Genomic DNA, 20,479 nt, shown 5'->3' with positions numbered 1-20,479 from the left:
TCAGCTCCGTCCCGTCTCCGAACCGTTCGGCGCGGGCGGATCGGGTGTCCGGGGAAACAGCCGCCCGATCCGCAACGCCAGACCGAGGTCACCGTCGACCATGATCTCGCCCCGGGTGATCGCCGCCAGGCCGTTCACCTCACCGCGCGCCATCGCATCCGCGACCTGCGCGGACACCCTGATGACAGTCGTGGCGGGGTCGGGGCTCCTCGTCACCCGCATGTGGCCGTGATCGATGATCAGCAGCCACTGCTCCAGGTGGTCCCCGCCCCCGATGTCGAAGCGGACGCTCCCACACACCTTGCTGAAGCGCGGGTCCTGGCAGGCCACGGCCAACCGCTCGAAAAAGGCCCTGGTCGCGGTCATCCGACCTCCCGGCCACCGTTGGAAGCGCACGTCGCCTACCCGATGTCGGTCGTTGCTAACGCGGCGTTGCGGTCACCCTCGTCGGTCGCGCCGCTGGTAGCCGGATGCTCCCGTCGTGACATCGGACGTTCTACCTCGAACCGGGCTCATGGGGCGGACGTACCGCATAGCGTCACGGGGGCGAACCTCACCGCCGATCCGCCGTCCGCGGGCGGTCACGCCGACCGGGAAGGAACCGGAGATGGACCGTGTCGACACCATGCTCCTGCCGGAGCTGGACGGGCCCGTGCCGACGGCACTGCCGAGGACGCTGGGCCTGCTGAGCCTGGCCCTGGGCGTGGGTGCCCTGGTCGCGCCCCGCCCCCTCGCCCAGCTGACCGGCGTGGACGACTCGCCAGCCGCGCAGGCCGCGATCCCGGCCGTCGGCGCGCGCGAGGTGGTGCACGCCGTCGGCCTGCTCAGCGGTCGTCGACCCGCCGCCTGGGCGTGGACGAGGGTGGCCGGCGACGCGCTGGACCTGACCCTGCTCGGCCGGACGATGGCCGACCGACGCGGCGAACGACGCCGCAGGTTGGCGTTGACCACCGCCGCGGTCGCCGGCATCGCCGCCCTGGACGTGGCCGCCGCGATCGGCGCCGGCCGTGCCCGTCGCGCCCGCGCCCGCGTGATCCGGATGGAGGTCGCGGTGACGGTGAACCGGTCGCCCGCCGAGGCGTACCGGTTCTGGCGGGACATGGAGAACCTGCCCCGGTTCATGGCACACCTGGAGTCGGTGCACGTCGACGACCTGCGCCGCTCGCACTGGATCGCCCGTGGCCCGGCCGGTCACCGCGTCGAGTGGCGCGCCGAGATCGTCGACGACCAACCGAACAGGTCGATCACCTGGCGGTCGCTACCGGGCACCCGTGTGCCGAATGCCGGGCGGGTCGCCTTCGTGCCCGCCCCCGGCGACCGGGGCACGGAGGTGCGGGTGCGACTGCGCTACGCCCCGCCCGCCGGCGCGCTCGGTCGGGTGGTGGCGAAGCTGTTCGGCGAGGAGCCCGAGCAGCAGGTCCGCGATGACCTGCGCCGGTTCAAGCAGGTGCTGGAGACCGGCGAGGTGGTCCGCTCCGAGGGCAGCCCCAACGGCATCTCCGTACGCCAGCAGGCCATGCAGCGTCCCGCGCAGCCGCTGCCGGCGTCCCGCCGCTGACCGCCCGAACGTCGAAGGGACCGAGAATGAAGGCCAACGTCTGGATGGGCACCGACAGCGTCCGGGTGATCGACGTACCCGACCCGACGATCATGAACGCGCGGGACGCGATCGTCCGGATCAGCACCACCGCGATCTGCGGCTCGGACCTGCACCTCTACCACGGCTACATCCCCGCCATGCGCAAGGGCGACATCCTCGGCCACGAGTTCATGGGCGAGGTGGTCGAGGTGGGTCCGCAGGTCCGCAATCTCAAGCCCGGCGACCGCGTGGTCGTGCCCTTCCCGATCGCCTGCGGGCACTGCTCCTCCTGCCAGCGTGGCCTCTACTCGGTGTGCGAGAACTCCAACCCCAACGCCGGTATCGCCGAGAAGGTCATGGGCCACTCGCCGGCCGGCATCTTCGGCTACTCGCACCTGCTCGGTGGGTACGCCGGCGGCCAGGCCGAGTACGCGCGGGTGCCGTTCGCCGACGTCGGCCCGCTCAAGGTGCCCGAGGACGTCCCCGACGACCAGGCGGTCCTGCTCGCCGACGTGTTCCCCACCGCCTACATGGGCGCCGAGATGTGCGACATCAAGCCCGGGCAGGTGATCGCCGTGTGGGGTGCCGGGCCGGTCGGGCTGCTCGCCGCCGCCAGCGCCCGGATGCTCGGCGCGGAACAGGTGATCGTCATCGACCGGTTCCCGTACCGGCTGCGGCTGGCCGAGGAGCACGCCGGCGCCGAGACGATCAACTACGACGAGGCCGACGTGCTCGACACGCTCAACGAGATGACCGCCGGGCGGGGGCCGGACGCCTGCATCGACGCCGTCGGCCTGGAGGGCCACCACGGCAACGCCGCCATGTACGCGTACGACCGGGCCAAGCAGGCCACCCGCACCGAGACGGAACGGCCGTTCGCGCTGCGGGAGGCGATCCTGGCCTGCCGCTCCGGCGGGGTGGTCTCGGTCGTCGGCGCGTACGGGGGTTTCGTCGACAAGTTCCCGATGGGCGCGTTCATGAACCGGTCACTGATCATGCGGACCGGTCAGTGCCACGTGCAGCGCTACACCCGACCGCTGTTGGACCGCATCCGGCGCGGCGACATCGATCCGAGCTTCATCGTCAGCCACCGGATGCCGCTGCGCGACGCACCCAAGGGCTACAAGATCTTCCAGAAGAAGCAGGACGACTGTACGAAGGTGCTCCTCACGGTCTGAGCGGGCGTGGGTCGCTGTGGCGATGCCCGACCCCCCCCGGGGGGTGCGGTGCCTGTGGAGCCTGGCTGATGGTCGCTGACCGGGTGCCGGCACCCACGCACCGGCACCGCCGGACCGGGGACGTGCAGGCGGTGTACGTGGTGCCGGAACTGCGTGACAGCGGGATCGGCGCGGCCCTGCTGGAAATGGTCCTGGCCGAGGCGCGCCAGCGACGGCTCGCACGCCCTGCACTATCTGCTCGAAGACGCCTTCCTGCCCGGGATGCCCGACCAGCAGCTTTCCGACACGTTCCTTGCCGAGGTGCAGCGCCACCTGTCGTACGCGGGCCGCCCGCTCTACGCGCTGTTGCACGAGGCGACCTACGGCCAGCGTGCGGTGACGCCGCACGCCACCGGGTGGGCGGCCCAGCGGGTACGGGCCGAGTTCCCGCGGTTCGACGTCGACCGGGCGTTGGCGGGGGACCGGCCGGTGCTGCTGACCGGCGAGATGATCTACCCGTGGATGGTCGACACCGATCCCGCGCTGGCCCCGCTCGGCGCGGTGGCGGAGCTGCTGGCGCAGCGGACGGACTGGCCGGACCTGTACGACCCGGAGCAGCTGGCCCGCAACGAGGTGCCGGTCGCCGCCGCGATCTACCACGACGACATGTACGTCGACACGGACGATTCGCTGGTCACGGCGCGAGCGGTGCGCGGCCTGCGCCCCTGGGTCACCAACGAGTACGAGCACGACGGCCTGCGGGTGAGTGGACGCCATGTCCTCGACCGCCTGCTGCGCCTGGTTCGCGGCGAGATCTGAGGCCCTGCCCGCCCGCTGCCGCCACGTCCGGCTCGGCGTGCGCACCCGTTTGTGGTCAGCGAGCCGGGGAACTCGCCCCGTTCGTCCAACGGCAGGCCTCAACACCGAGGGAAACCGAAGGAGCGGGTCATGGACTACGAGCAGATGATCGCCACGGTACGGCAGCGCGCGGGCCTCGGGGAGAACGAGGCCGTGCGGTCGGTGCAGGCCGTCTTGTCGGTGCTCGGTGAACGGCTCGCCGGACGGGAGGCCGACAACCTGGCGGCGCAGCTACCGGATCGGCTGGACACGTCCGTCACCCGTAATCCGCAGGGCCGGAAGTGGGACATCGGCGAGTTCCTCAAGCACGTCGGCGACCGGGAGCAGGTCGCGGACGCGGACCAGGTGCGTCAACACGCTCAGGCGGTGTTGCGCACCGTCGCCGAGGCGCTCGACGACGACGATCGGCACGACCTGCTCGCCCAGCTGCCCGGCGGCATCATCGATCTCTTCGGGGTGCCCACGCCGCGCGGTTGATCGCCGCCTCGCAGCCGACGCGGAGCAGGTCAGCACCACCGGGCCGGCGTCGAGGGTCTCCTGGTCGGCCGGATCGATGGCCCTGCGGGGCCCACGCCCGCGCGTCGGGGCGGCTAGCGTGTCGTGAATGGAGAGTGCGGACCCGGCAGCATCCACGAGGGACGGGCTCGCCGTTCGGCTGCGGCCGGTGGGCGAGGCCGACCTGGCGATGTTCCGGCGGTTCTGCGTCGAGCCCGGCCTGATCGGGCTCGACTGGGCCGGCTTCCGCGACCCGGGCGCGCCCGTGCGGCGCTTCGCCGTCGACGGCTGGCTGGGTGTCGACGACGGGCGCCTCATCGTCGAGGTCGAGCAGGGCCACGCCGCCGGTTTCGTCAGCTACCTGTCCGGCCGCTACGGCGGCAGGGCCTCGTACTGGGAGGTCGGGATCGTGCTGCTCCCCGAGTGGCGGGGCAGGGGCGTCGGCTGGCGGGCGTAGGCGCTGCTCTGCGACTACCTGTTCGCGCACACCCCGGCGCACCGCATCCAGGCCGGCACCCACCCGGAGAACGTCGCCGAGCAGCGGTCACTGCAGAAGGCCGGCTTCCAGCTCGACGGTGTGGTGCGTGCCTGCGAGTTTCGGGCCGGCCGGTGGCAGGACGGCTACCTCTACAGCCGGCTGCGCGACGACCCGTCCCCGTGGGTCCGCCCGCGGGAGTAGGCCCTCCTCAGGGGATCGGCCACTCGTGCACCGGGCGGTTGCTGTGCATGAGATCCACGTAGTGGCGGACCACCTCGCGCAGCGCCGCCGGCCGGTCCAGGTGGTCGGCCGACTCCAACCGGTGCAGCGTCTCCACCTGCCAGCTCGCCCCGTTGCGGCCGGTCAGGCAGCGCTGCTCGATGATGCCGAGCAGTCGGTCGCGTTCGGCCGGGTCGAGCCCCCACCGGTCCAGGCCGTGATGCGCCATCGGCAGCAACCGGCGCAGCACCAGCTCGGTGACGGGCAGGTAGCCGAGACCGGGCCAGAACACCTGCGCGTCGATGCCGTGCCGGGCGCAGCTGGTGAAGTTCTCCTCGGCGGCGCTGAACGACATCTGCGACCACAGTGGCCGGTCCGATTCGGCGAGGGCGCGGACCAGGCCGAAGTAGAAGGCCCCGTTGGCGATGGTGTCCAGCACGGTGGGGCCGGCCGGTAGCACCCGGTTCTCCACCCGCAGGTGCGGTCGGCCGCGCGACACGTCGTACACCGGGCGGTTCCACCGGTAGATGGTGCCGTTGTGCAGGCGCAACTCGGCGAGATTGGGCACCTCACCGGCCGCGAGGGCCTGCGTCGGGTCCTCCGGGTCGCACACCGGCAGCAGTGCCGGGAAATAGCGCACGTTCTCCTCGAACAGGTCGAACACGCTGGTGATCCACCGCTCGCCGAACCAGACTCTGGGGCGTACCCCCTGGGCTTTGATCTCTTCCGACCGGGTGTCGGTGGCCTGCTGGAACAGCGGGATCCGGGTCTCGCGCCACAACTCCCGGCCGAAGAACAGCGGTGAGTTCGCGCCCACCGACACCTGGATGCCGGCCACCGCCTGGGCGGCGTTCCAGTAGTCGGCGAACTGGGCGGGGCTGACCTGCAGGTGGAACTGCGTGCTGGTGCAGGCGGCCTCCGGGGTGATCGTGTCGGCGGTGACCGCCAACCGTTCCACGCCGCTGATGGCGATCGGCAGATCCTCACCGCGGGCCGCGAAGATCTGCTCGTTGAGCAGCTTGTAGCGGGGGTTGGCCGAGAGCGTCTCGGCGGTCAGGTGCTCGGGGCGCAACGTCGGCAGGATCCCGATCATGACCATGTGCGCGCCGATCGTCCGGGCCTTCACCTCGGCGGCGTTGAGGCTGGCCCGCACGGTCTCCTCGAAGTCCGCGGTGCCGGTGCCGGTCAGTCGACGCGGAGGCACGTTGATCTCGACGTTGAACTGGCCCAGCTCCGTCTGGAAGCTCGGGTCGGAGATGGCCGCCAGCACGTCGGCGTTGCGCATCGCCGGATTGGACGCCTCGTCGACCAGGTTCAGCTCGATCTCCAGGCCGGTCATCGGCCGGTCGACGTCGAACCGCGACTCGCGCAACATCTCGGCGAAGACATCCAGGCAGCGGCGGACCTTCTCGCGATAGCGGGCCCGATCCTCCCGACTGAAGGTTCGCACGCCGACGTCCTCGCCCATGGTCACCACCCTGTCACCGCTGGTCCCCCTAACCTCGCACGTGATCGGCGGGCGGGGGAAGACCCGATGGTTCTTTCCTACCCAGCTGAGGCGCCCAGCTAGCATTGCGCCCCGGAAGGTGGTGGCGTGGGGATGCGCGAGAAGGTGACCCGACTGTTCGTCGCGGCGGCGATCGCCGAGGCGTGCTCCTGGCTGGCCCTGCTCATCGGGATGGCCGTCAAGTACGGTCCGCCCGGCAACGAGCTGGGCGTCAAGATCTTCGGCCCGATCCACGGCGGCCTGTTCGTCGCGTACGTCCTGCTGGTGCTGGCGGTCGCCCGGCTGCACCGGTGGAGCCTGCTCGCGACGGTCGTGGCGCTGGCCAGCGCGGTGCCGCCGTTCGCCACCCTGGCCTACGAGCGCTGGGCCCGCCGCCGGGGGATGCTCGGCGTCGACCGCGAACCGGCCCGCGAGCCCGCCCCGGTCGGCTGACCCCTTTCCGCACTCGGGCCGGGTTCCCGGCCCCAGCGGTCAGGTCAGCGCCGAACAGGCCACGACGCCGACGAGCAGCAGCGCCCCCAGCATCGCCTGCAACAGCAGCGGCGGGCCGAGATGCGACCAGAGCGTCGCGGTACGCGGGGTGAGCAACTGCCCGGTGGTGAGGTTGACGATCCGCTCGATGCGGGGCGGCAGCTCCGGGTCACGTTGCGGGCGCAGGGTGAGCTGGAGATGGTCCGCCGGGTGCAGCGCGCTCTGCGGCAGGTGGCCGTGCAACTCCACCTCGCAGAGCTGACCGGCGGTGTTGCGCAGCCGGACCGGCGTCACCAGGTATTCCGGACCCTGCTTCAACTGCTTCCAGCGCCGCCGGGTGCCTCCACCGCCGAACGAGAACAGCGAGCGCAGCAGCAGCGCGGGGAGCCGGGCGACAGCTGCCGCGGAGAGCACGGCCACCAGCACCGGTTGACCGATGCGTACCTCGCGGGTGTAGCCGTCGAGCAGGCGGATCAACCGTCCGGTGACGATCCGCTCCGTCGGGTGCACGATGCGTCGGGTATCGAGTCCGCTGTCCATTTCCACCACCGAGAGTCCGCTTCCGTTCACTGATCGTATCGATCTCGCCGGTTGAACGACGTGAATGAAACCTGGTCACGGGCTCACGGCCGCGAGGTGACATCCCGGGCGAGCAGGGTAAGCGGGGGGCCGAGCTGGAAAGGGGTCGAGCATGCAGCTGTCCTTCCTGCGCCCGCTCTACGACCATCCCGGGCCGTGGTGCTCGGTGTACCTGGATGCCTCCGCCGACACGGAGGACGCCCATCCCGCGCTGGACCTGCGCTGGCGTGCCCTGCAGAGTCGCCTCAGTGAGCAGGGGGCGGACGAGGCGAGCACCGCCGCGCTGGACCGCGTGATCCGTGGACACGACCCGATGGTCGGGGACTACGGCCTCGCGGTCTTCGCCAGCCACGGCCGGGTGGTGCTCTCCGAGTACCTGTCCGCGCCGCCACTGCGCGACCTGGCCACGTACGGGCCGCTCCCGCACGTGATGCCGCTGCTCGCCCAGCGCGGCGAACAGGTGGCCTGGGTGCGGGTGGTGGCCGACCGCGTCGGCGCCGACGCGATGGCCGTCAGCGCCGGCGGGGTGCCCCGACGGGCGCACGTCGCCGGCCGGGCGAGCTTCCCGCTGCGTCGCGTGCAGCCCGGCGGCTGGTCCCAGTCGCGGTACCAGCGCGCCGCCATGGAGGCGTGGCACCAGAACGCCGGCGACGTCACCGCGGCGACCGTGGAACTGGCCGACAAGGTCGGCGCGGACGTGGTGGTGGTCGCCGGCGACGTACGGGCCACCGGCATGATCGCCGCCCAGATGCCCGAGCGCTGGCAGGACCTGGTGGTCCGCACCGACGCCGGCTCCCGGGCTGGCGGCGCGGACCAGAGCCTGCTCGACGACCTCACCGTGCAGACCATCGCGGAGGTCGCCGACCAGCGGATCGCCGCCGCGCTGGACAAGTTCGGTGTGCAGGAGGACGTCGGCGCCGGTCTCGACGCGGTCGTCTCCGCGCTGCAACGCAACCAGGTGGACACCATGATCATCGTCGACGACCCGTCGGCCAACGGTGAGCTGTGGATCGGCCCGGAACCCACCGAGATCGCCGTCGACGCGGGGCAACTGGCCGCCATGTCGGTGGCCGACCCGCAGCGGGTCCGCGCCGACGCGGCGCTGATCCGGGCCCTCGTCGGCACCGACGCGGCGCTGACCGTGCTGGGCCCGGACGAGGCACCCGAACTCGCCGACGGCGTCGGCGCGGTGCTGCGCTACGTCGACCCCAGCACTCCGGGGCGCGGCAATGGCTGAGCGGTACGTGGCCGACCTCGTCGTGCAGCGGCTGCTGGCCTGGCGGGTACCCCGCGTGTTCGGGTACCCGGGCGAGGCGATCGCGCCGATCATCGAGGCGTTGGAGCGTACCGGCGGCGACCCGGCGTTCATCCCGGCCCGACACGAGGAGACGGCCTCGTTCATGGCCACCGGGCACGCCAAGTTCACCGGCGGCATCGGCGTGTGCCTGGCCACCCAGGGACCCAGCGCGGTCCAACTGCTCAACGGCCTGTACGACGCCAAACTGGACAGCAAACCGGTCGTGGCGATCGTCGGCGAGGACATCTCCGGGCCGCTCGGCGGCGCACACCAGGAGATCGGGTTGAGCCGGCTCTTCGCCGACGTGTGCAACCAGTTCGTCCGCTACGGCCGCAGTCCGCAGGACGTACCGGGGCTGCTGGACCAGGCGTTCCGTACGGCGGCGGCGACCCGCAGCCCGACCTGCGTGGTGCTGCCCCGGCATCTGCAGGAGGCCCTGGTGCCCGACCTGCAGACCAACGCGGTCGGGGTGATCTCGGCGACGCCCGGTGAGCCGCTGGCCCGGGTCCTGCCGCACGAGGTGGACCTGGAAGCCGCGGCGCAGCTGCTCGGCAGCGGTCAGCGCACCGCGATCCTGGTGGGCCAGGGCGGGCGGGGCGCCGCCGCGGAGATCGTCGAGCTGGCCGACCGGCTCGGTGCCGGGGTGGCCACCTCGCTGCTGGGCAAGCCGGTCCTCGACGAGCGGCTGCCGTTCCACGCCGGGGTGCTGGGCGAGGTCGGCACCCCGGCCGCGGTGGAGCTGATGGGCGGCTGCGACACGCTGCTGCTGGTCGGCACCAACGACCCGTGGACGGACTACTTCCCGATGCCGGGGCAGACCCGCACGGTGCAGATCGACATCGACGGCCGGCGCATCGGCACCCGTTACCCGGCCGACGTGCCGCTGGTCGGCGACGCCGCCGAGACGCTGCGGGCACTGCTGGCCCGGGTGCCCGACCGACCCAACCCGCAGTGGCGGGCCACCGTGGAGAACTCGGTGGACCGCTGGCGGGCCGAGGCCGCCGACCGGGCCGCAGCGCCGGCCGAACCGATCAACCCGCAGCTCGTACTCCAGGAGCTGTCCAGCCGGCTGCCGGGCGTCGGCTCGGTCGCGGTCGACGTCGGCTCGGTCCTCTACTGGTACGCCCGGCACCTCGCCCTGCCTCCCGGGGTGAACGCGCAGCTCTGCGGCACCCTCGGCTCGATGGGCTGTGCCCTGCCGTACGCGGTGGCCGCCAAGCTGGCCGTACCCGACCAACCCGTGGTCGCCCTGGTCGGCGACGGCGCCATGCAGCTCAACGGACTCGCCGAGCTGATCACCGTGTCGCACCACTGGCAGTCGTGGCGCGACCCGCGACTGGTGGTGCTGGTGCTCAACAACCGGGACCAGAACGGCATGGGCGGCGGGCGGCAGCCGTCCGGCGACCCCACCCAACGCCGACCCGACGTGCCGTACGCCGGCTGGGCCCGGCTGCTCGGGCTGCACGGCGTCCGGGTGGACCGCCCGGAACTGATCGGCGCGGCCTGGGACGAGGCCCTCGCCGCGGACCGTCCCTGCGTACTGGAGGCCGTCGTCGACCCGGCGGTGCCGCTGGCGCCGCCGGAGCCGGCGTTCGCCGACCTGCGCGGCCTGTATGCCGACGGGGCGGCCGCCCGGAAGGTGCGGGAGCAGACCGAACGTACGGTGGCCGCGCAGGATCTCGTTTAGGCGTCTTGCTCAGGGGCATCAGTACCGGCCGACGACGCTGGAGGACACATGCCGGAGCCCACCGACCGCCGCTACGGTCCCGCGCCCCTGCCGCAGCCGCGCGGTGCGCTGTCCGCGGCGGTGACCGACGCCCTGCGGCGTGCTCCGCACGACCTGCCGGCGAGCCTCGGCGCCGACCTCGACCCGGCGGACCCGCTCACCGACGAGGACCTGCAACTGACCCTGTTCCTCTGCTACGAGCTGCACTACCGCGGCTGGCGGGGCGTCGACGAGGACTGGGAGTGGCAGCCGACGCTGTTGGGCCTGCGCGCCCGCGCCGAGCGGCCCTTCGAGGCGGCGCTGCGCCGGCTGGTCGGCGCCCCACGGGTGCCGGCCGCCGGGGTGGCGGCCGGGCTGGCCGAGCTGGTCGCGGCCGACGACGGGCCGGCGCTGGCCGCGACCCTGCAGCGGCGGGCCGACCTCGCCCAGTTCCGCGAGTTCGTCGTGCACCGTTGCGTCTACCACCTGCGCGAGGCGGACCCGCACAGCTGGGCGCTGCCCCGCATCGGCGGGGAGGCCAAGGCCGCCCTCGTGGAGATCCAGACCGACGAGTACGGCAATGGCCGGCTGGACCGGATGCACGCGGAGCTGTTCCGGCGCACCCTCGACCGTCTGGGCCTGGACACCGGCTACGGCGTCCACCTGGACGCGGCGCCCGCCGTGACGTTGGCGACCAACAACCTGATGTCGCTGTTCGGGCTGCACCGACGCCTGCGGGGAGCGCTGCTCGGGCACCTGGCCGCGTTCGAGATGACGTCCTCGCTGCCCAACCGCCGCTACGGCAACGGGCTGCGCCGGCTCGGCTTCGACGAGGTCGCCACCCGCTTCTACGACGAGCACGTCGAGGCCGACGCGGTGCACGAGCAGATCGCCGCGCACGACCTGTGCGGTGGCCTGGTCCGCGCCGAGCCGGCCCTCGCCCCCGACGTGCTCTTCGGCGCGGCGGCCGGGCTCGCGGTGGACCGGCTGTTCGCCGCGCACCTGCTGGACAGCTGGGCCGCCGGCCGCAGCTCGTTGCGCTCCGCCGTCCCCACCGTCTCACCCGTCGCACCGCCGCCCCTGCCGCCCACCGTCTCGCTCACCGCGAGGGCGTCCACCGCCATGGTGCCGCCGGCGCAGCCCACCGTCGCCTGACCGGCGCAGCGGGGGCACATTCGCGGGACGGCGACGGGCGGGGAGCGGCGGCTCAGCCCTCGCGGGCCGTGCCCGCGCGGAAGTTGACCAGCTTGTGGGTGCCGTCGCAGAACGGCTTGAGCGCCGACGTGCCGCAGCGGCACAACGCCACCGTGCCCCGGCGGGCGTCGATCCGCTCCCCGGCGGGGGTGACCAGCGCGAAGTCGCCGCGGACCAGGAGCGGTCCGTCCTCGTACGGGGTGATCGTGGCGGCGGCGGGCTCGCTGGCGTCGTCGGTGCGCATGGCCCCGGAAGTGCCCACCCTGGCCCCGCCGAAACCCGAGCGACCGAACGCCGGTGATGACCGGCGCACCCCGCCGACCAGCGGATTGTGCCGCCGGGAGGGTGATGCCCCGTTTGAACCCCATCGGGACGGGAAGCCGGGCCGCGTGGTGAGCGAACGAGGCAAGGTGGGGCCGGTGCACAAGGTGCGCAAGGGGCTCACGGCCGACGGTGCCGGTCTGGCCGGCGACCGGGTCGTGGCCGTGGGCAGCGCCGCCCGGGTGCTGGTCGCCGCCACCGCCCGCGCGCTGCGCGGCACGGACTGCGCCGACCTGGGGCACGCCGGGCCGATGTCCCGGTTCCCCGGCGCGCCCGAGCCGGTGCGCCGCGCCGCCGTCAGCCGGGCCGCCGGTCGGGTCGCGCTCACCGCCGCCCAGGTCGACGAGGTGGACGCCGCCCGGGTGGCCCGCTGGTTCGTCGACCAGTACCCGCGCCAGCGCTACCCCGGGGTGCTGATCGGGTCGCCGCACGGCGCGGCGGCGCACCTCGCGGTGGCCCTCGGCGTTCCGTGGCTCCCGGCCGGGTTCGAGATGACCGTGCACTGGACCGACGGCGCGGTGGACCGCCCGGCGGACGCGCTGGAACACGGTGCGGCACTGGCCACCCGGCTGCTCGCCGGCAACGCCGACCTGCACCTGCGCCAGGTGCACTGCCCGGCCAGCCGGGGACCGCTGACCGGGGTGACCGTGTCGCTGGCCGCCGCCTGGCAGGCCCTGCCGGCCGCGTACGGGCAGTTCCTGGCCGACCGGCTGGCCCCGGGCGCCCCGGTCGTGCTGGTCCGTGACGCGCGGACCTGGCCCGTGCTGGAGCACAGCGCGGGGCACAGCTTCCAGGTCGGCTGCCCGGCCAGCGGGCTGGACCCGGTGGACTTCCACCCGGACAGCCACGCGCTGCGGCAGGTGCTGCGTTCCGTCGGCGGTGACGCCACCCGGTGGGAACCACCGCAGATGTCCGCGCCGTCCGGTTACGCCGAGCACGGCGTCGACTCGGGCTTCGAGTTGTCCGTGCGGGACTGGGCGGCCCGCCGCGAACACCCGCTGCACCGGGTGCTCGTGCCTCGCCCGGCGGCGCTCAGCGCGGGGGTCGCCGACCTGTACCGGCGCTGGCTGCGCGCCGCCGGCAAGACCGGTGACCGGTTGGTGGTGGAGTGCGGCCGGCTGCTCGATCCGTGGCAGGTGGTGCGGGCGGGGCTGGTGCCGTACTGGTGTGAGAACGCCACCCGGCGCAGCGTCGACGAGGCCGAGTGGTGGCTGGCCGGCAGCGAGGCGTTCACCTCCGTGGACGTGCTGCCCGAACCGCCCGGGATGCGCTCGCCCGCGCTCGCGGGCCTGCCGCAGTGGCTGGCCGTCGCCGGGTTCGGTCGGCGTCGTCGGGCACTGGACCGCACCGCGGCCCGCGGCTACCCGGTGACCTCGGTACCGACCCGCCGGGCCACGGAGGTGCTGCGCGCCCAGCCGTACGACCTTCCCACGCCGCCCTCGCTGGGGGCCGCAGAGGCCCTCTCCATCCTGGGCGAGAGTGGCCGCCACCAGGGGTTGTTGGTCTCCTGAGGCGAGGACGCCGAAACATCCTCGCGAACCCGGGGTCCCGTGATTGAGTACCTACGGAGCGGGAACATCGCTGGCTGCGACGCCCTGATCGCGTCGCGTGCAGGCGTTGTCACCCGCTGGCATCCCAGTCACTGACCCACCTTTTCCGGCCCGGTGCGTGGCTCGACCACGCGCACGACCGGTTTCCCGATCCGGGCGGGGGACCTTCCTGAGGGAGGCGCGGATGTTCGGACAGACGAGCACGACCACGACCACACCACCACCCACCGAGCGAGGTCTGGAGGACCTCGACGCGGCGGCGCTGGCGTACGCGGCCCGGATCGCCGGGCTGCCGCCCGAGCGGCGTGGAGAGGCACGCGACGACCTGGTCCGCTTCGCACTGCCGTTCGCCGGCCGGCTCGCCCGCCGCTACCGGGGGCGCGGAGAGCCACTGGAGGATCTGGAGCAGGTGGCCCGCCTGGGGCTGGTCAACGCCGTCGACCGCTATGACCCGGAACGGGGCTCCTTCACCGCGTACGCCGCGATCACCATCGTCGGCGAGATCAAACGGCACTTCCGGGACCGCACCTGGGGCGTGCACGTGCCCCGCCGGCTGCGCGACCTGATCCTCGAGGTGGGGCAGGCCACCGCCGCGCTGACCAGCGAGCTGTCCCGGGCGCCGTCGGTGGCCGAGCTGTCGGCCCGGCTGGAGACGCCGGAGGAGGAGATCCTCGCCGCGCTGGAGTCGGCGGCCGGCTACAGCCCGGCCTCGCTCAACGCGCCGGTCGGCGGCGAGAGCTCCGCCGAGTTCGGTGACCTGGTCGGCGAGTCGGACAACGCGCTGGAATCGGTCGACGACCGGGTCACGGTCAGCGGTCTGCTGCACCGACTGCCCTGGCGGGAGCGGCGCATCCTGGCCATGCGGTTCTACGGCAACCAGACCCAGGCGGAGATCGCCGCCCGGTTCGGCATCTCGCAGATGCACGTGTCCCGGCTGCTGTCGCGGGCGTTGACCTGGTTGCGTCAGGCGATGCTCGCCGACGCGCCGCCGCCCTGGCAGAACGGCGCCGCCGAACCGGACCCGGGCAAGACCCGGATCTCGGTGAAGCAGAACGGCGACCGGGTGGTGGTGGAGGTCGGCGGCGAGGTCGACCGCGACGGCGCGGACCAGCTGCGCCGGGCCATGCTGGAGGCGGTCACCGGTCAACCCAGCGAGGTCGTCGTCGACCTGGTCGGCGCGGGCGGTTTCGACGCGGGCGGAATCGCCGCGTTGATGGCCGGCCGGGACGCGGCCGCCCGGACCGGGGTGCCGCTGCGGCTGACCCGGGTGCAGCCCGCGGTACGCCGCTCGCTCACCGCCGCCGGACTGGCGCCCGCGCGGGACTGACCTGCCCATCGCACGCGACGAGGGCCGACACCCGTGGGGTGTCGGCCCTCTTCCGGCGTACGCCGATCAGCGGTCCTCGGGGTTGCCGTCGCTGTGCGGGTGCCGCCACCGCTCGTGCGGCTTGGGCGCGTCCTCGCTGTCCTTGGGCGCGTCGCTCTGCTCGAAGCTCGGCCGGCGTACGCCCTCGGGCTCCGGCACGTCCACCGGCCGGGCGCCGGAGCGCGGCGCCGGCTGGTAGTCGACGGCGTCGCGGGCGCCGTGCGCGCCCTCGGCGGCGGGCGACTCGGGAGCGTGGTGCTCCATGCGCAGCTCCTCGGCGAAGTGCTGTGGTGGCTTGGTGGTGCGTTGCGGCAGGTCCCGGCCGAGGTCGGCGACGAGCGGGCCGTACTTGAGGTCGAACGCCGGCCGTTCCGAGCGGATCCGGGGCATCCGGTCGAAGTTGCGCAGCGGCGGTGGGCAGCTGGTGGCCCACTCGAGGGAGTTGCCGAAGCCCCACGGGTCGTCGACCGTCACCATCGCCCCGTACCGCCAGGACTTCCAGGCGTTGTAGATGAAGAACAGGGTGGACAGGCCCAGGATGAAGGCGAACACGCTGGAGACGGTGTTCAACGTGGTGAAACCGTCGCTGGGCAGGTAGTCGGCGTACCGGCGGGGCATGCCCTCGTTGCCCAGCCAGTGGTGCACCAGGAAGGTCCCGTGGAAGCCGATGAACATGGTCCAGAAGTGGGCCTTACCGAGGCGTTCGTCGAGCAGCCGCCCGGTCATCTTCGGCCACCAGAAGTAGTAGCCGCCGAACAGCGCGAAGACGACGGTGCCGAACACCACGTAGTGGAAGTGCGCCACCACGAAGTAGCTGTCGTGGGTGTGCCAGTCGACCGGCGGGCTGGCCAGCAGCACCCCGGTGAGGCCGCCGAGCAGGAACGTCACCAGGAAGCCGATGGCGAACAGCATCGGCGTCTCGAAGGTGATCTGCCCCTTCCACATGGTGCCGATCCAGTTGAAGAACTTCACACCGGTGGGCACCGCGATCAGGTAGCTGAGGATGCTGAAGAACGGCAGCAGCACCTGACCGGTGGCGAACATGTGGTGCGCCCAGACCGTCATGGACAGCACGGTGATCGCGATGGTGGCCAGCACGATGCCGGTGTATCCAAACAGCGGCTTGCGGGAGAACACCGGGATGATCTCGGTGATGATGCCGAAGAACGGCAACGCGATGATGTACACCTCGGGGTGGCCGAAGAACCAGAACAGGTGCTGCCAGAGCATCGGGCCACCGGTCGCCGCGTCGAACACGTGCGCGTTGAGCAGCCGGTCGGCCGACAGCGCCAGCAGCGCGGCGGCCAGCAGCGGGAACACCAGGATCACCAGGACGCTGGTGAACAGCATGTTCCAGGTGAAGATCGGCATCCGGAACATGGTCATCCCGGGTGCGCGCAGGGTCAGGATCGTGGTGATCAGGTTGACCGCGCCGAGGATCGTGCCCAACCCGGAGACGACCAGGCCGACCACCCACATGTTCGCGCCCACGCCGGGGCTGTTCTCCACGCTGCTCAGCGGGGTGTACGCCGTCCAGCCGAAGTCCGCCGAACCGCCCGGTGCGAGGAATCCGCCGACCACCATGAGCCCGCCGAACAGGTACAGCCAGTAGGCCAGCGCGTTGAGGCGGGGGAACGACACGTCCGGCGCGCCGATCTGGATCGGCACGATGAAGTTGCCGAAGCCGAAGGCCGCGGGCGTCGCGAACAGCAGCAGCATCACCGCGCCGTGCGAGGTGAAGAGCTGGTTGTACTGCTCGGAGGAGAGGAACTGCATCCCCGGACGGGCCAGCTCGGCGCGCATGAGCATCGCCTGTAGCCCGGCCAGCAGGAAGAACCCGAAGGAGGTCAGCAGGTACAGCAGGCCGATCTGCTTGTGGTCGGTGGTGGCGAGGAACTTGATCAACGAGTTGCCGGGAATCGGCGCCCGTACCGCTCCGGGGAAGCCCCCGAAGCGTGCCGGTGCCAGGATCGCCGGACCCCGATCGCGACTGGGTTCCGTGGTTACCCGCTTGGGCATGGCTGCTCACCCCGTCGTGACGACAGAAAGGACGGGCGTGCCTACCCGGCCCTCTGACCATGTAACCAGGCCAGAGCGGTAATTTCGGTCAGATCGCCGGTACCGGCGCAACCGCCTCGAACGCTCAGGTCGCCGGCAGCATGGCCCAGACGGCCTTGCCGTGACCGGCCGGCACGCTGCCCCACCGCTGGGCCAGCTCGCGGACCAGCAGCAGCCCGCGCCCACCCTCGGCACGCAGGTCCATCCCGGCCGGCTCGGCCGCCGCCCGGCTGCCGTCCACCACGGCCAGGTGCAGGTACGGCCGGCGCAGGGTCACCGTCACCTGCATCGGCGTCCCCGCGTGCCGGACCACGTTGCCGACCAGTTCGCTGAGCACCAGCGCGGCCGGGCCGGCGGCGTCCGGCAGGTTCCACCGGGCACACGCGTCACCGACCAGCTCCCGGGCCCGCCGGCAGGCTCCGGCGACCGGATCGAGGCGGGCCCGCAGCCGAGGCGCGCTGGAGGCACCGGCGATCCGGGTCGCCTCCGCGCAGTCCCGCGAGACGGGGACCACCCGGCATGTCGTCGACTCGGCCAGCCAGCGCGCGGCGTCGGGCGGGGGAGCGCACAGCACCACCGGCACGGCCGGCCACTCCTCGGCCCGCCGGGCCGTGGCGGCGAAGACCGACAGCGCCAGCCGGTCCCGCACGGTGACGTCGGCGAGGTCGACCACCAGGGCGTCCGGCTGGGTGGCCAGCGCCCCCTGCAGGGACTGGTGCACCGAGCGCATGGTGGCCAGGTCCAGGGCGCCGGTGAGCCGGACGACCGCCACCGGTGCCGTGTCGCGCACCTCGCAGGTGATCCGGCTGGGCATCGGAGGTCCCTCGATTCGCTGGTGGGTCGGGACCTGCCAACTACCCGAGGCCTCGCAGCGCCAAACCGGACCGACCGGTGGGCGGGACGCAGGTCACCGCCGTGGCCGACCGGTCAGCAGGCCCAGCGCGATCATGCCGACGCCGAGGCCGAGGTGCAGCCAGCCGTCGGCGTCGTTGACCGGCAGGACGTTCGCGCCGGTGTCGTGGTCCACGGCCAGCCCGTAGAGCCAGAGCGCCAGGTAGACGGCGCCGCCGCCGATCAGGAACGTGCGGGCACCGCTGATCGTCCGCGCCAGCAGCAGGCCGGCCACCCCGAAGAGCAGGTGGACGAGGTTGTGCAGCACCGACACCTGGAAGGTGCCGAACAGGAAGGCAGCCGAGCCGTGGCCGGCGAACCGCAGGTTGCCCGTACCGCTGGTGATGCCCGGCACGAAACCGAGCACGCCGATCAGCAGGAACAGCACGGCCACCGTCGCGGCCGCGCGCCGTACCGGCGGTCTGCCGTCGGCCGGGTTGGCCCGGGCCCTTGAGTGCGCCATCGGTCCGACCATCACCGGCTCCTCGCTGCGCGGCGGGTGTGCGCGCTGCCGGCTACCCGTTGTCGCCCACGGCAAACCGCCGGCGGCACCAGGGCAGGTCAGACAGGTTGCAGGCGCGGTGCGCCGGCCAGTTCGCGAACGCGCTGGTACAGCTCGACGTAGCGCTGCGCCATCACCGCCGGGGTGAACCGCCGCGCGGCCACCCGCCGGCACTCGTCGGGGTCGAGCAGCTCGGCGGCCAGCACGAGGTCACCCAGCTCCTCCTCGTCGGTGGTGAGCAGCCCGGTGCGGCCGTGCTCGATCAGCTCCGGAAGGCAACCCCGGGCGGTGGCCACCACCGGCGTGCCCAGGGCCAGCGACTCGACCACCGCCGTACCCCCGGGCTCCTCCCAGCGCAGCGGGAACAGCGAGGCGCGGGCGCTGGCCAGCAGGTCGTCGCGCTCCTGACCGGCCACCGTCCCGATCCAGCGGACCAGGTCGCCGTCGACGTGCGGGGCCACCTCGTCGAGGAAGAACCGGACGTCCGGGTTCTGCCGGGCCTCGTCGCCCGCCGAGGCCAGGGCGGCCGGTGAATGGTACGGACCGACGGGACCGGCCAGCACCAGCGGGATCCCGACCCGGTGCGCGAGTCTGGCGCCCACGTCCTGCCCCTTGCCCGGGTTGATCCGGCCGAGGATCAGCAGGTGCTCGCCCTTCTCCGGCCCAGGCCGACGATCGGCGTCCACGGCCAGCGGGGTGGACAGGTGCACGTGGCCCACCGAGTGCTCCCGCAGCGCCAGCGGCGCCCGGGCCAGCTGCGACGCGGAGACGCCGTTGACCCGGACCCGGTCGCCGCCGTCCAGGCCGCCGTAGAGCGCCGGGTGCTTGGCCAGGTCCCAGTGCAGGGTGTGCAGGGTCGGCGGCCCGGCCGGCCCCATCGCGGCGAGGGTGGCCAACCCGACCGCCTCCACGTGGTCGTGCACCAGGTCGATGTCGTCGCGGGAGTGCAGCTCGCGGACCACCCCGGCCAGGTGCGCCTGGGCGATCCCGCAGACCTGGTTGTACGGACGCTGCAACGCGGCGAACTGCCCGTCGGCGAAGACCGACATCCGGTCGTCCACCGGCAGGGTGCTGCTGCCCACCGAGGCGAGCACCACCCGTACGCCGAGTCGCCGCAGCTCCGGCACCAGCGTGGCGATCACGTTCTCGATCCCGCCGTAGCCGGGCGGTGGCACGGACAGCCACGGACCGGCGTTCATCAACACGGTGAGGCTCATCGGACGCCACCCTCCCGGACAGTCACGCCGCGGCCACCCGTCGGCGGGGCACCCGGTGGCGCAGCTCGGCCAGCGGCGGACGCTCCTCGATGGATACATCGCTGACCACGATCTCGCGGTCGAGGTTCGGCAGCGTGTCCGAGCCACCCCGCCGGAACTGGGTCAGCAGCGCCTCCGGCGACAGCCCCGCGCTCGCCCAGCCGCGCCGCTGCAACCGGGACCACGCGGTCAACATGATCTGCGCGGACATCCGGCCCAACGCCGCCGTGTCCTGGTGGCGGTGCTTGCGCTCACCGAGGTCGACCTGCGCCAGGGCATCCAGACCGACCAGGTCCAGCAGGTCGATCAGCATCGCCGTCTCTACCCCGTACCCGGAGACGAATGGCACCTGGGCGAGCACGTCGCGCCGGGCGGCGTACTCACCGGCGAGCGGCTGCACGAAGCCGGCCAGCTCCGGCCAGAACAGGTTGAGCAGCGGCCGGGCCATCAGCTCGGTCACCCGCCCGCCACCGTCCTGTTCGACGCTGGCGGTACCCACCAACGGCCGATGGTAGAAGCCCTTCACGAAGTCGACCGACGGGTCGGTCAGCAGCGGGCCGAGCAGCCCGCTGACGAAGTGCGGCCGAAACTCCCGCAGGTCGGCGTCGATGAACGCCACCACGTCGCCCTCGGCCGCGGCCAGGCCGGCCCAGAGCGCGTCGCCCTTGCCGGTGAGCCGGGGCAGGCCCCGGGTCATCGCGTCCTGGCTGACCACCTCCGCGCCGGCCGCCCGGGCCACCTGCGCGGTGCGGTCGGTCGACCGTGAATCCACCACGATCAGCTCATCGACCAGGGCGATCCGGTCCATCAGGTGCTCCCGGATGGTCGACACGATCGCGCCGACGGTGGCCTCCTCGTTACGCGCCGGCAGCACCACGCTGACCCGGCTGTCTCCCTTGGCGCGCAGCAGCCGGCGTGCCGGCCAGTCCGCCGCCGAAGTGGTCCGGTACGTGGCCCACGCCTCCACCACCGGTGACACGCTCGATGTCGTATCCC

The 20,479-nt window shown here is 72.7% G+C and carries 20 protein-coding genes; 11 read left to right on the top strand and 9 right to left on the bottom strand.

Annotation, left to right across the window (positions count from 1 at the left end; all coding sequences use genetic code 11):
- Entirely contained in the window at nucleotides 1-366 is a 366-nt protein-coding gene (locus tag O7620_RS09950) for an SCP2 sterol-binding domain-containing protein (protein ID WP_278122790.1), read from the bottom strand.
- A gap of 241 nt (nucleotides 367-607) precedes the next feature.
- Between O7620_RS09950 and O7620_RS09945 the strand changes: the two genes are divergently transcribed.
- The 5 genes from O7620_RS09945 to O7620_RS09925 all read left to right on the top strand — a co-directional run bounded on the left by O7620_RS09945 (nucleotide 608) and on the right by O7620_RS09925 (nucleotide 4,546).
- The gene (locus O7620_RS09945) at nucleotides 608-1,558 is read left to right on the top strand and encodes an SRPBCC family protein (RefSeq protein ID WP_278122789.1); all 951 of its coding nucleotides are present in this window, start codon (nucleotides 608-610) and stop codon (nucleotides 1,556-1,558) included.
- A gap of 26 nt (nucleotides 1,559-1,584) precedes the next feature.
- Nucleotides 1,585-2,757 (top strand): zinc-dependent alcohol dehydrogenase, encoded by a 1,173-nt coding sequence (locus tag O7620_RS09940; RefSeq protein WP_278122788.1) that lies wholly within the window; start codon nucleotides 1,585-1,587, stop codon nucleotides 2,755-2,757.
- Nucleotides 2,758-2,910: 153 nt separating this feature from the next.
- Nucleotides 2,911-3,555, top strand: a complete 645-nt coding sequence (locus O7620_RS09935; protein ID WP_278122787.1) for a hypothetical protein — start codon at nucleotides 2,911-2,913, stop codon at nucleotides 3,553-3,555.
- Between the two features lie 129 nt (nucleotides 3,556-3,684).
- Nucleotides 3,685-4,071 carry a DUF2267 domain-containing protein gene (locus tag O7620_RS09930; protein WP_278122786.1) on the top strand — a complete coding sequence of 129 codons (387 nt, stop codon included), beginning with the start codon at nucleotides 3,685-3,687 and terminating at the stop codon, nucleotides 4,069-4,071.
- 127 nt (nucleotides 4,072-4,198) lie between these two features.
- Nucleotides 4,199-4,546 carry a GNAT family N-acetyltransferase gene (locus O7620_RS09925; RefSeq protein ID WP_278122785.1) on the top strand — a complete coding sequence of 116 codons (348 nt, stop codon included), beginning with the start codon at nucleotides 4,199-4,201 and terminating at the stop codon, nucleotides 4,544-4,546.
- Between the two features lie 229 nt (nucleotides 4,547-4,775).
- Here the strand turns inward: O7620_RS09925 and O7620_RS09920 are convergent, their stop codons facing one another.
- Complete coding sequence (locus O7620_RS09920) at nucleotides 4,776-6,254, bottom strand: glutamate--cysteine ligase (RefSeq protein WP_278122784.1); 1,479 nt, start codon at nucleotides 6,252-6,254, stop codon at nucleotides 4,776-4,778.
- 132 nt (nucleotides 6,255-6,386) lie between these two features.
- On the opposite strand from O7620_RS09920, the gene O7620_RS09915 reads away from it, so the two are divergent.
- Nucleotides 6,387-6,725: a DUF3817 domain-containing protein gene (locus O7620_RS09915; protein ID WP_151489165.1), complete on the top strand. Its 339-nt coding sequence runs from the start codon at nucleotides 6,387-6,389 to the stop codon at nucleotides 6,723-6,725.
- A gap of 39 nt (nucleotides 6,726-6,764) precedes the next feature.
- Here O7620_RS09915 and O7620_RS09910 read toward each other — a convergent pair whose 3' ends face one another.
- A complete protein-coding gene (locus O7620_RS09910) occupies nucleotides 6,765-7,313 on the bottom strand; it encodes a hypothetical protein (protein ID WP_278126933.1) in 549 nt (182 codons plus the stop codon).
- A gap of 142 nt (nucleotides 7,314-7,455) precedes the next feature.
- Between O7620_RS09910 and O7620_RS09905 the strand changes: the two genes are divergently transcribed.
- From O7620_RS09905 to O7620_RS09895, 3 genes are read left to right on the top strand one after another with little or no spacing between them, the layout of a single operon-like run.
- The gene (locus O7620_RS09905; RefSeq protein ID WP_278122783.1) at nucleotides 7,456-8,580 is read left to right on the top strand and encodes a Vms1/Ankzf1 family peptidyl-tRNA hydrolase; all 1,125 of its coding nucleotides are present in this window, start codon (nucleotides 7,456-7,458) and stop codon (nucleotides 8,578-8,580) included.
- Nucleotides 8,573-10,327 carry a thiamine pyrophosphate-binding protein gene (locus O7620_RS09900; RefSeq protein ID WP_278122782.1) on the top strand — a complete coding sequence of 585 codons (1,755 nt, stop codon included), beginning with the start codon at nucleotides 8,573-8,575 and terminating at the stop codon, nucleotides 10,325-10,327. Before O7620_RS09905 ends, O7620_RS09900 begins: the two co-directional genes overlap by 8 nt.
- 48 nt (nucleotides 10,328-10,375) lie before the next feature.
- Entirely contained in the window at nucleotides 10,376-11,500 is a 1,125-nt protein-coding gene (locus O7620_RS09895; RefSeq protein WP_278122781.1) for an iron-containing redox enzyme family protein, read from the top strand.
- 52 nt (nucleotides 11,501-11,552) lie between these two features.
- Here the strand turns inward: O7620_RS09895 and O7620_RS09890 are convergent, their stop codons facing one another.
- Entirely contained in the window at nucleotides 11,553-11,783 is a 231-nt protein-coding gene (locus O7620_RS09890; RefSeq protein WP_278126932.1) for a CDGSH iron-sulfur domain-containing protein, read from the bottom strand.
- Nucleotides 11,784-11,967: 184 nt separating this feature from the next.
- On the opposite strand from O7620_RS09890, the gene O7620_RS09885 reads away from it, so the two are divergent.
- Complete coding sequence (locus O7620_RS09885; RefSeq protein ID WP_278126931.1) at nucleotides 11,968-13,371, top strand: hypothetical protein; 1,404 nt, start codon at nucleotides 11,968-11,970, stop codon at nucleotides 13,369-13,371.
- 223 nt (nucleotides 13,372-13,594) lie between these two features.
- Nucleotides 13,595-14,737, top strand: a complete 1,143-nt coding sequence (locus O7620_RS09880) for a SigB/SigF/SigG family RNA polymerase sigma factor (protein ID WP_278122780.1) — start codon at nucleotides 13,595-13,597, stop codon at nucleotides 14,735-14,737.
- A 66-nt stretch (nucleotides 14,738-14,803) separates the two neighbouring features.
- Here the strand turns inward: O7620_RS09880 and ctaD are convergent, their stop codons facing one another.
- The 5 genes from ctaD to O7620_RS09855 form a co-directional block, all read right to left on the bottom strand.
- The gene (ctaD, locus tag O7620_RS09875; RefSeq protein ID WP_278122779.1) at nucleotides 14,804-16,795 is read right to left on the bottom strand and encodes a cytochrome c oxidase subunit I; all 1,992 of its coding nucleotides are present in this window, start codon (nucleotides 16,793-16,795) and stop codon (nucleotides 14,804-14,806) included.
- A gap of 124 nt (nucleotides 16,796-16,919) precedes the next feature.
- On the bottom strand, nucleotides 16,920-17,648 hold the full coding sequence (locus O7620_RS09870; protein WP_151489154.1) for an STAS domain-containing protein: 729 nt from the start codon (nucleotides 17,646-17,648) through the stop codon (nucleotides 16,920-16,922).
- A gap of 93 nt (nucleotides 17,649-17,741) precedes the next feature.
- Nucleotides 17,742-18,188: a DUF4383 domain-containing protein gene (locus tag O7620_RS09865; RefSeq protein ID WP_278122778.1), complete on the bottom strand. Its 447-nt coding sequence runs from the start codon at nucleotides 18,186-18,188 to the stop codon at nucleotides 17,742-17,744.
- Nucleotides 18,189-18,286: 98 nt separating this feature from the next.
- Nucleotides 18,287-19,444, bottom strand: a complete 1,158-nt coding sequence (locus O7620_RS09860) for a glycosyltransferase (RefSeq protein ID WP_278122777.1) — start codon at nucleotides 19,442-19,444, stop codon at nucleotides 18,287-18,289.
- Nucleotides 19,445-19,466: 22 nt separating this feature from the next.
- Complete coding sequence (locus tag O7620_RS09855) at nucleotides 19,467-20,450, bottom strand: glucosyl-3-phosphoglycerate synthase (RefSeq protein ID WP_225854282.1); 984 nt, start codon at nucleotides 20,448-20,450, stop codon at nucleotides 19,467-19,469.
- Nucleotides 20,451-20,479 lie beyond the last annotated feature (29 nt).

Source organism: Micromonospora sp. WMMD710 (assembly GCF_029626045.1).
In the GTDB taxonomy this organism is placed as follows: Bacteria; Actinomycetota; Actinomycetes; order Mycobacteriales; family Micromonosporaceae; genus Micromonospora.
This window is presented reverse-complemented; position numbering and strand designations above follow the sequence as displayed.

What these genes read in the sequence shown, in the direction of transcription:
- O7620_RS09915 (WP_151489165.1), top strand. Translation starts at nt 6,387, where the DNA reads ATGCGCGAGAAGGTGACCCGACTGTTCGTCGCGGCGGCGATCGCCGAG.
- O7620_RS09870 (WP_151489154.1), bottom strand. Translation starts at nt 17,648, where the DNA reads ATGCCCAGCCGGATCACCTGCGAGGTGCGCGACACGGCACCGGTGGCG.
- O7620_RS09865 (WP_278122778.1), bottom strand. Translation starts at nt 18,188, where the DNA reads ATGGCGCACTCAAGGGCCCGGGCCAACCCGGCCGACGGCAGACCGCCG.
- O7620_RS09930 (WP_278122786.1), top strand. Translation starts at nt 3,685, where the DNA reads ATGGACTACGAGCAGATGATCGCCACGGTACGGCAGCGCGCGGGCCTC.
- O7620_RS09900 (WP_278122782.1), top strand. Translation starts at nt 8,573, where the DNA reads ATGGCTGAGCGGTACGTGGCCGACCTCGTCGTGCAGCGGCTGCTGGCC.
- ctaD (WP_278122779.1), bottom strand. Translation starts at nt 16,795, where the DNA reads ATGCCCAAGCGGGTAACCACGGAACCCAGTCGCGATCGGGGTCCGGCG.
- O7620_RS09905 (WP_278122783.1), top strand. Translation starts at nt 7,456, where the DNA reads ATGCAGCTGTCCTTCCTGCGCCCGCTCTACGACCATCCCGGGCCGTGG.
- O7620_RS09860 (WP_278122777.1), bottom strand. Translation starts at nt 19,444, where the DNA reads ATGAGCCTCACCGTGTTGATGAACGCCGGTCCGTGGCTGTCCGTGCCA.
- O7620_RS09940 (WP_278122788.1), top strand. Translation starts at nt 1,585, where the DNA reads ATGAAGGCCAACGTCTGGATGGGCACCGACAGCGTCCGGGTGATCGAC.
- O7620_RS09920 (WP_278122784.1), bottom strand. Translation starts at nt 6,254, where the DNA reads ATGGGCGAGGACGTCGGCGTGCGAACCTTCAGTCGGGAGGATCGGGCC.
- O7620_RS09945 (WP_278122789.1), top strand. Translation starts at nt 608, where the DNA reads ATGGACCGTGTCGACACCATGCTCCTGCCGGAGCTGGACGGGCCCGTG.
- O7620_RS09950 (WP_278122790.1), bottom strand. Translation starts at nt 366, where the DNA reads ATGACCGCGACCAGGGCCTTTTTCGAGCGGTTGGCCGTGGCCTGCCAG.
- O7620_RS09895 (WP_278122781.1), top strand. Translation starts at nt 10,376, where the DNA reads ATGCCGGAGCCCACCGACCGCCGCTACGGTCCCGCGCCCCTGCCGCAG.
- O7620_RS09890 (WP_278126932.1), bottom strand. Translation starts at nt 11,783, where the DNA reads ATGCGCACCGACGACGCCAGCGAGCCCGCCGCCGCCACGATCACCCCG.
- O7620_RS09925 (WP_278122785.1), top strand. Translation starts at nt 4,199, where the DNA reads ATGGAGAGTGCGGACCCGGCAGCATCCACGAGGGACGGGCTCGCCGTT.
- O7620_RS09880 (WP_278122780.1), top strand. Translation starts at nt 13,595, where the DNA reads ATGTTCGGACAGACGAGCACGACCACGACCACACCACCACCCACCGAG.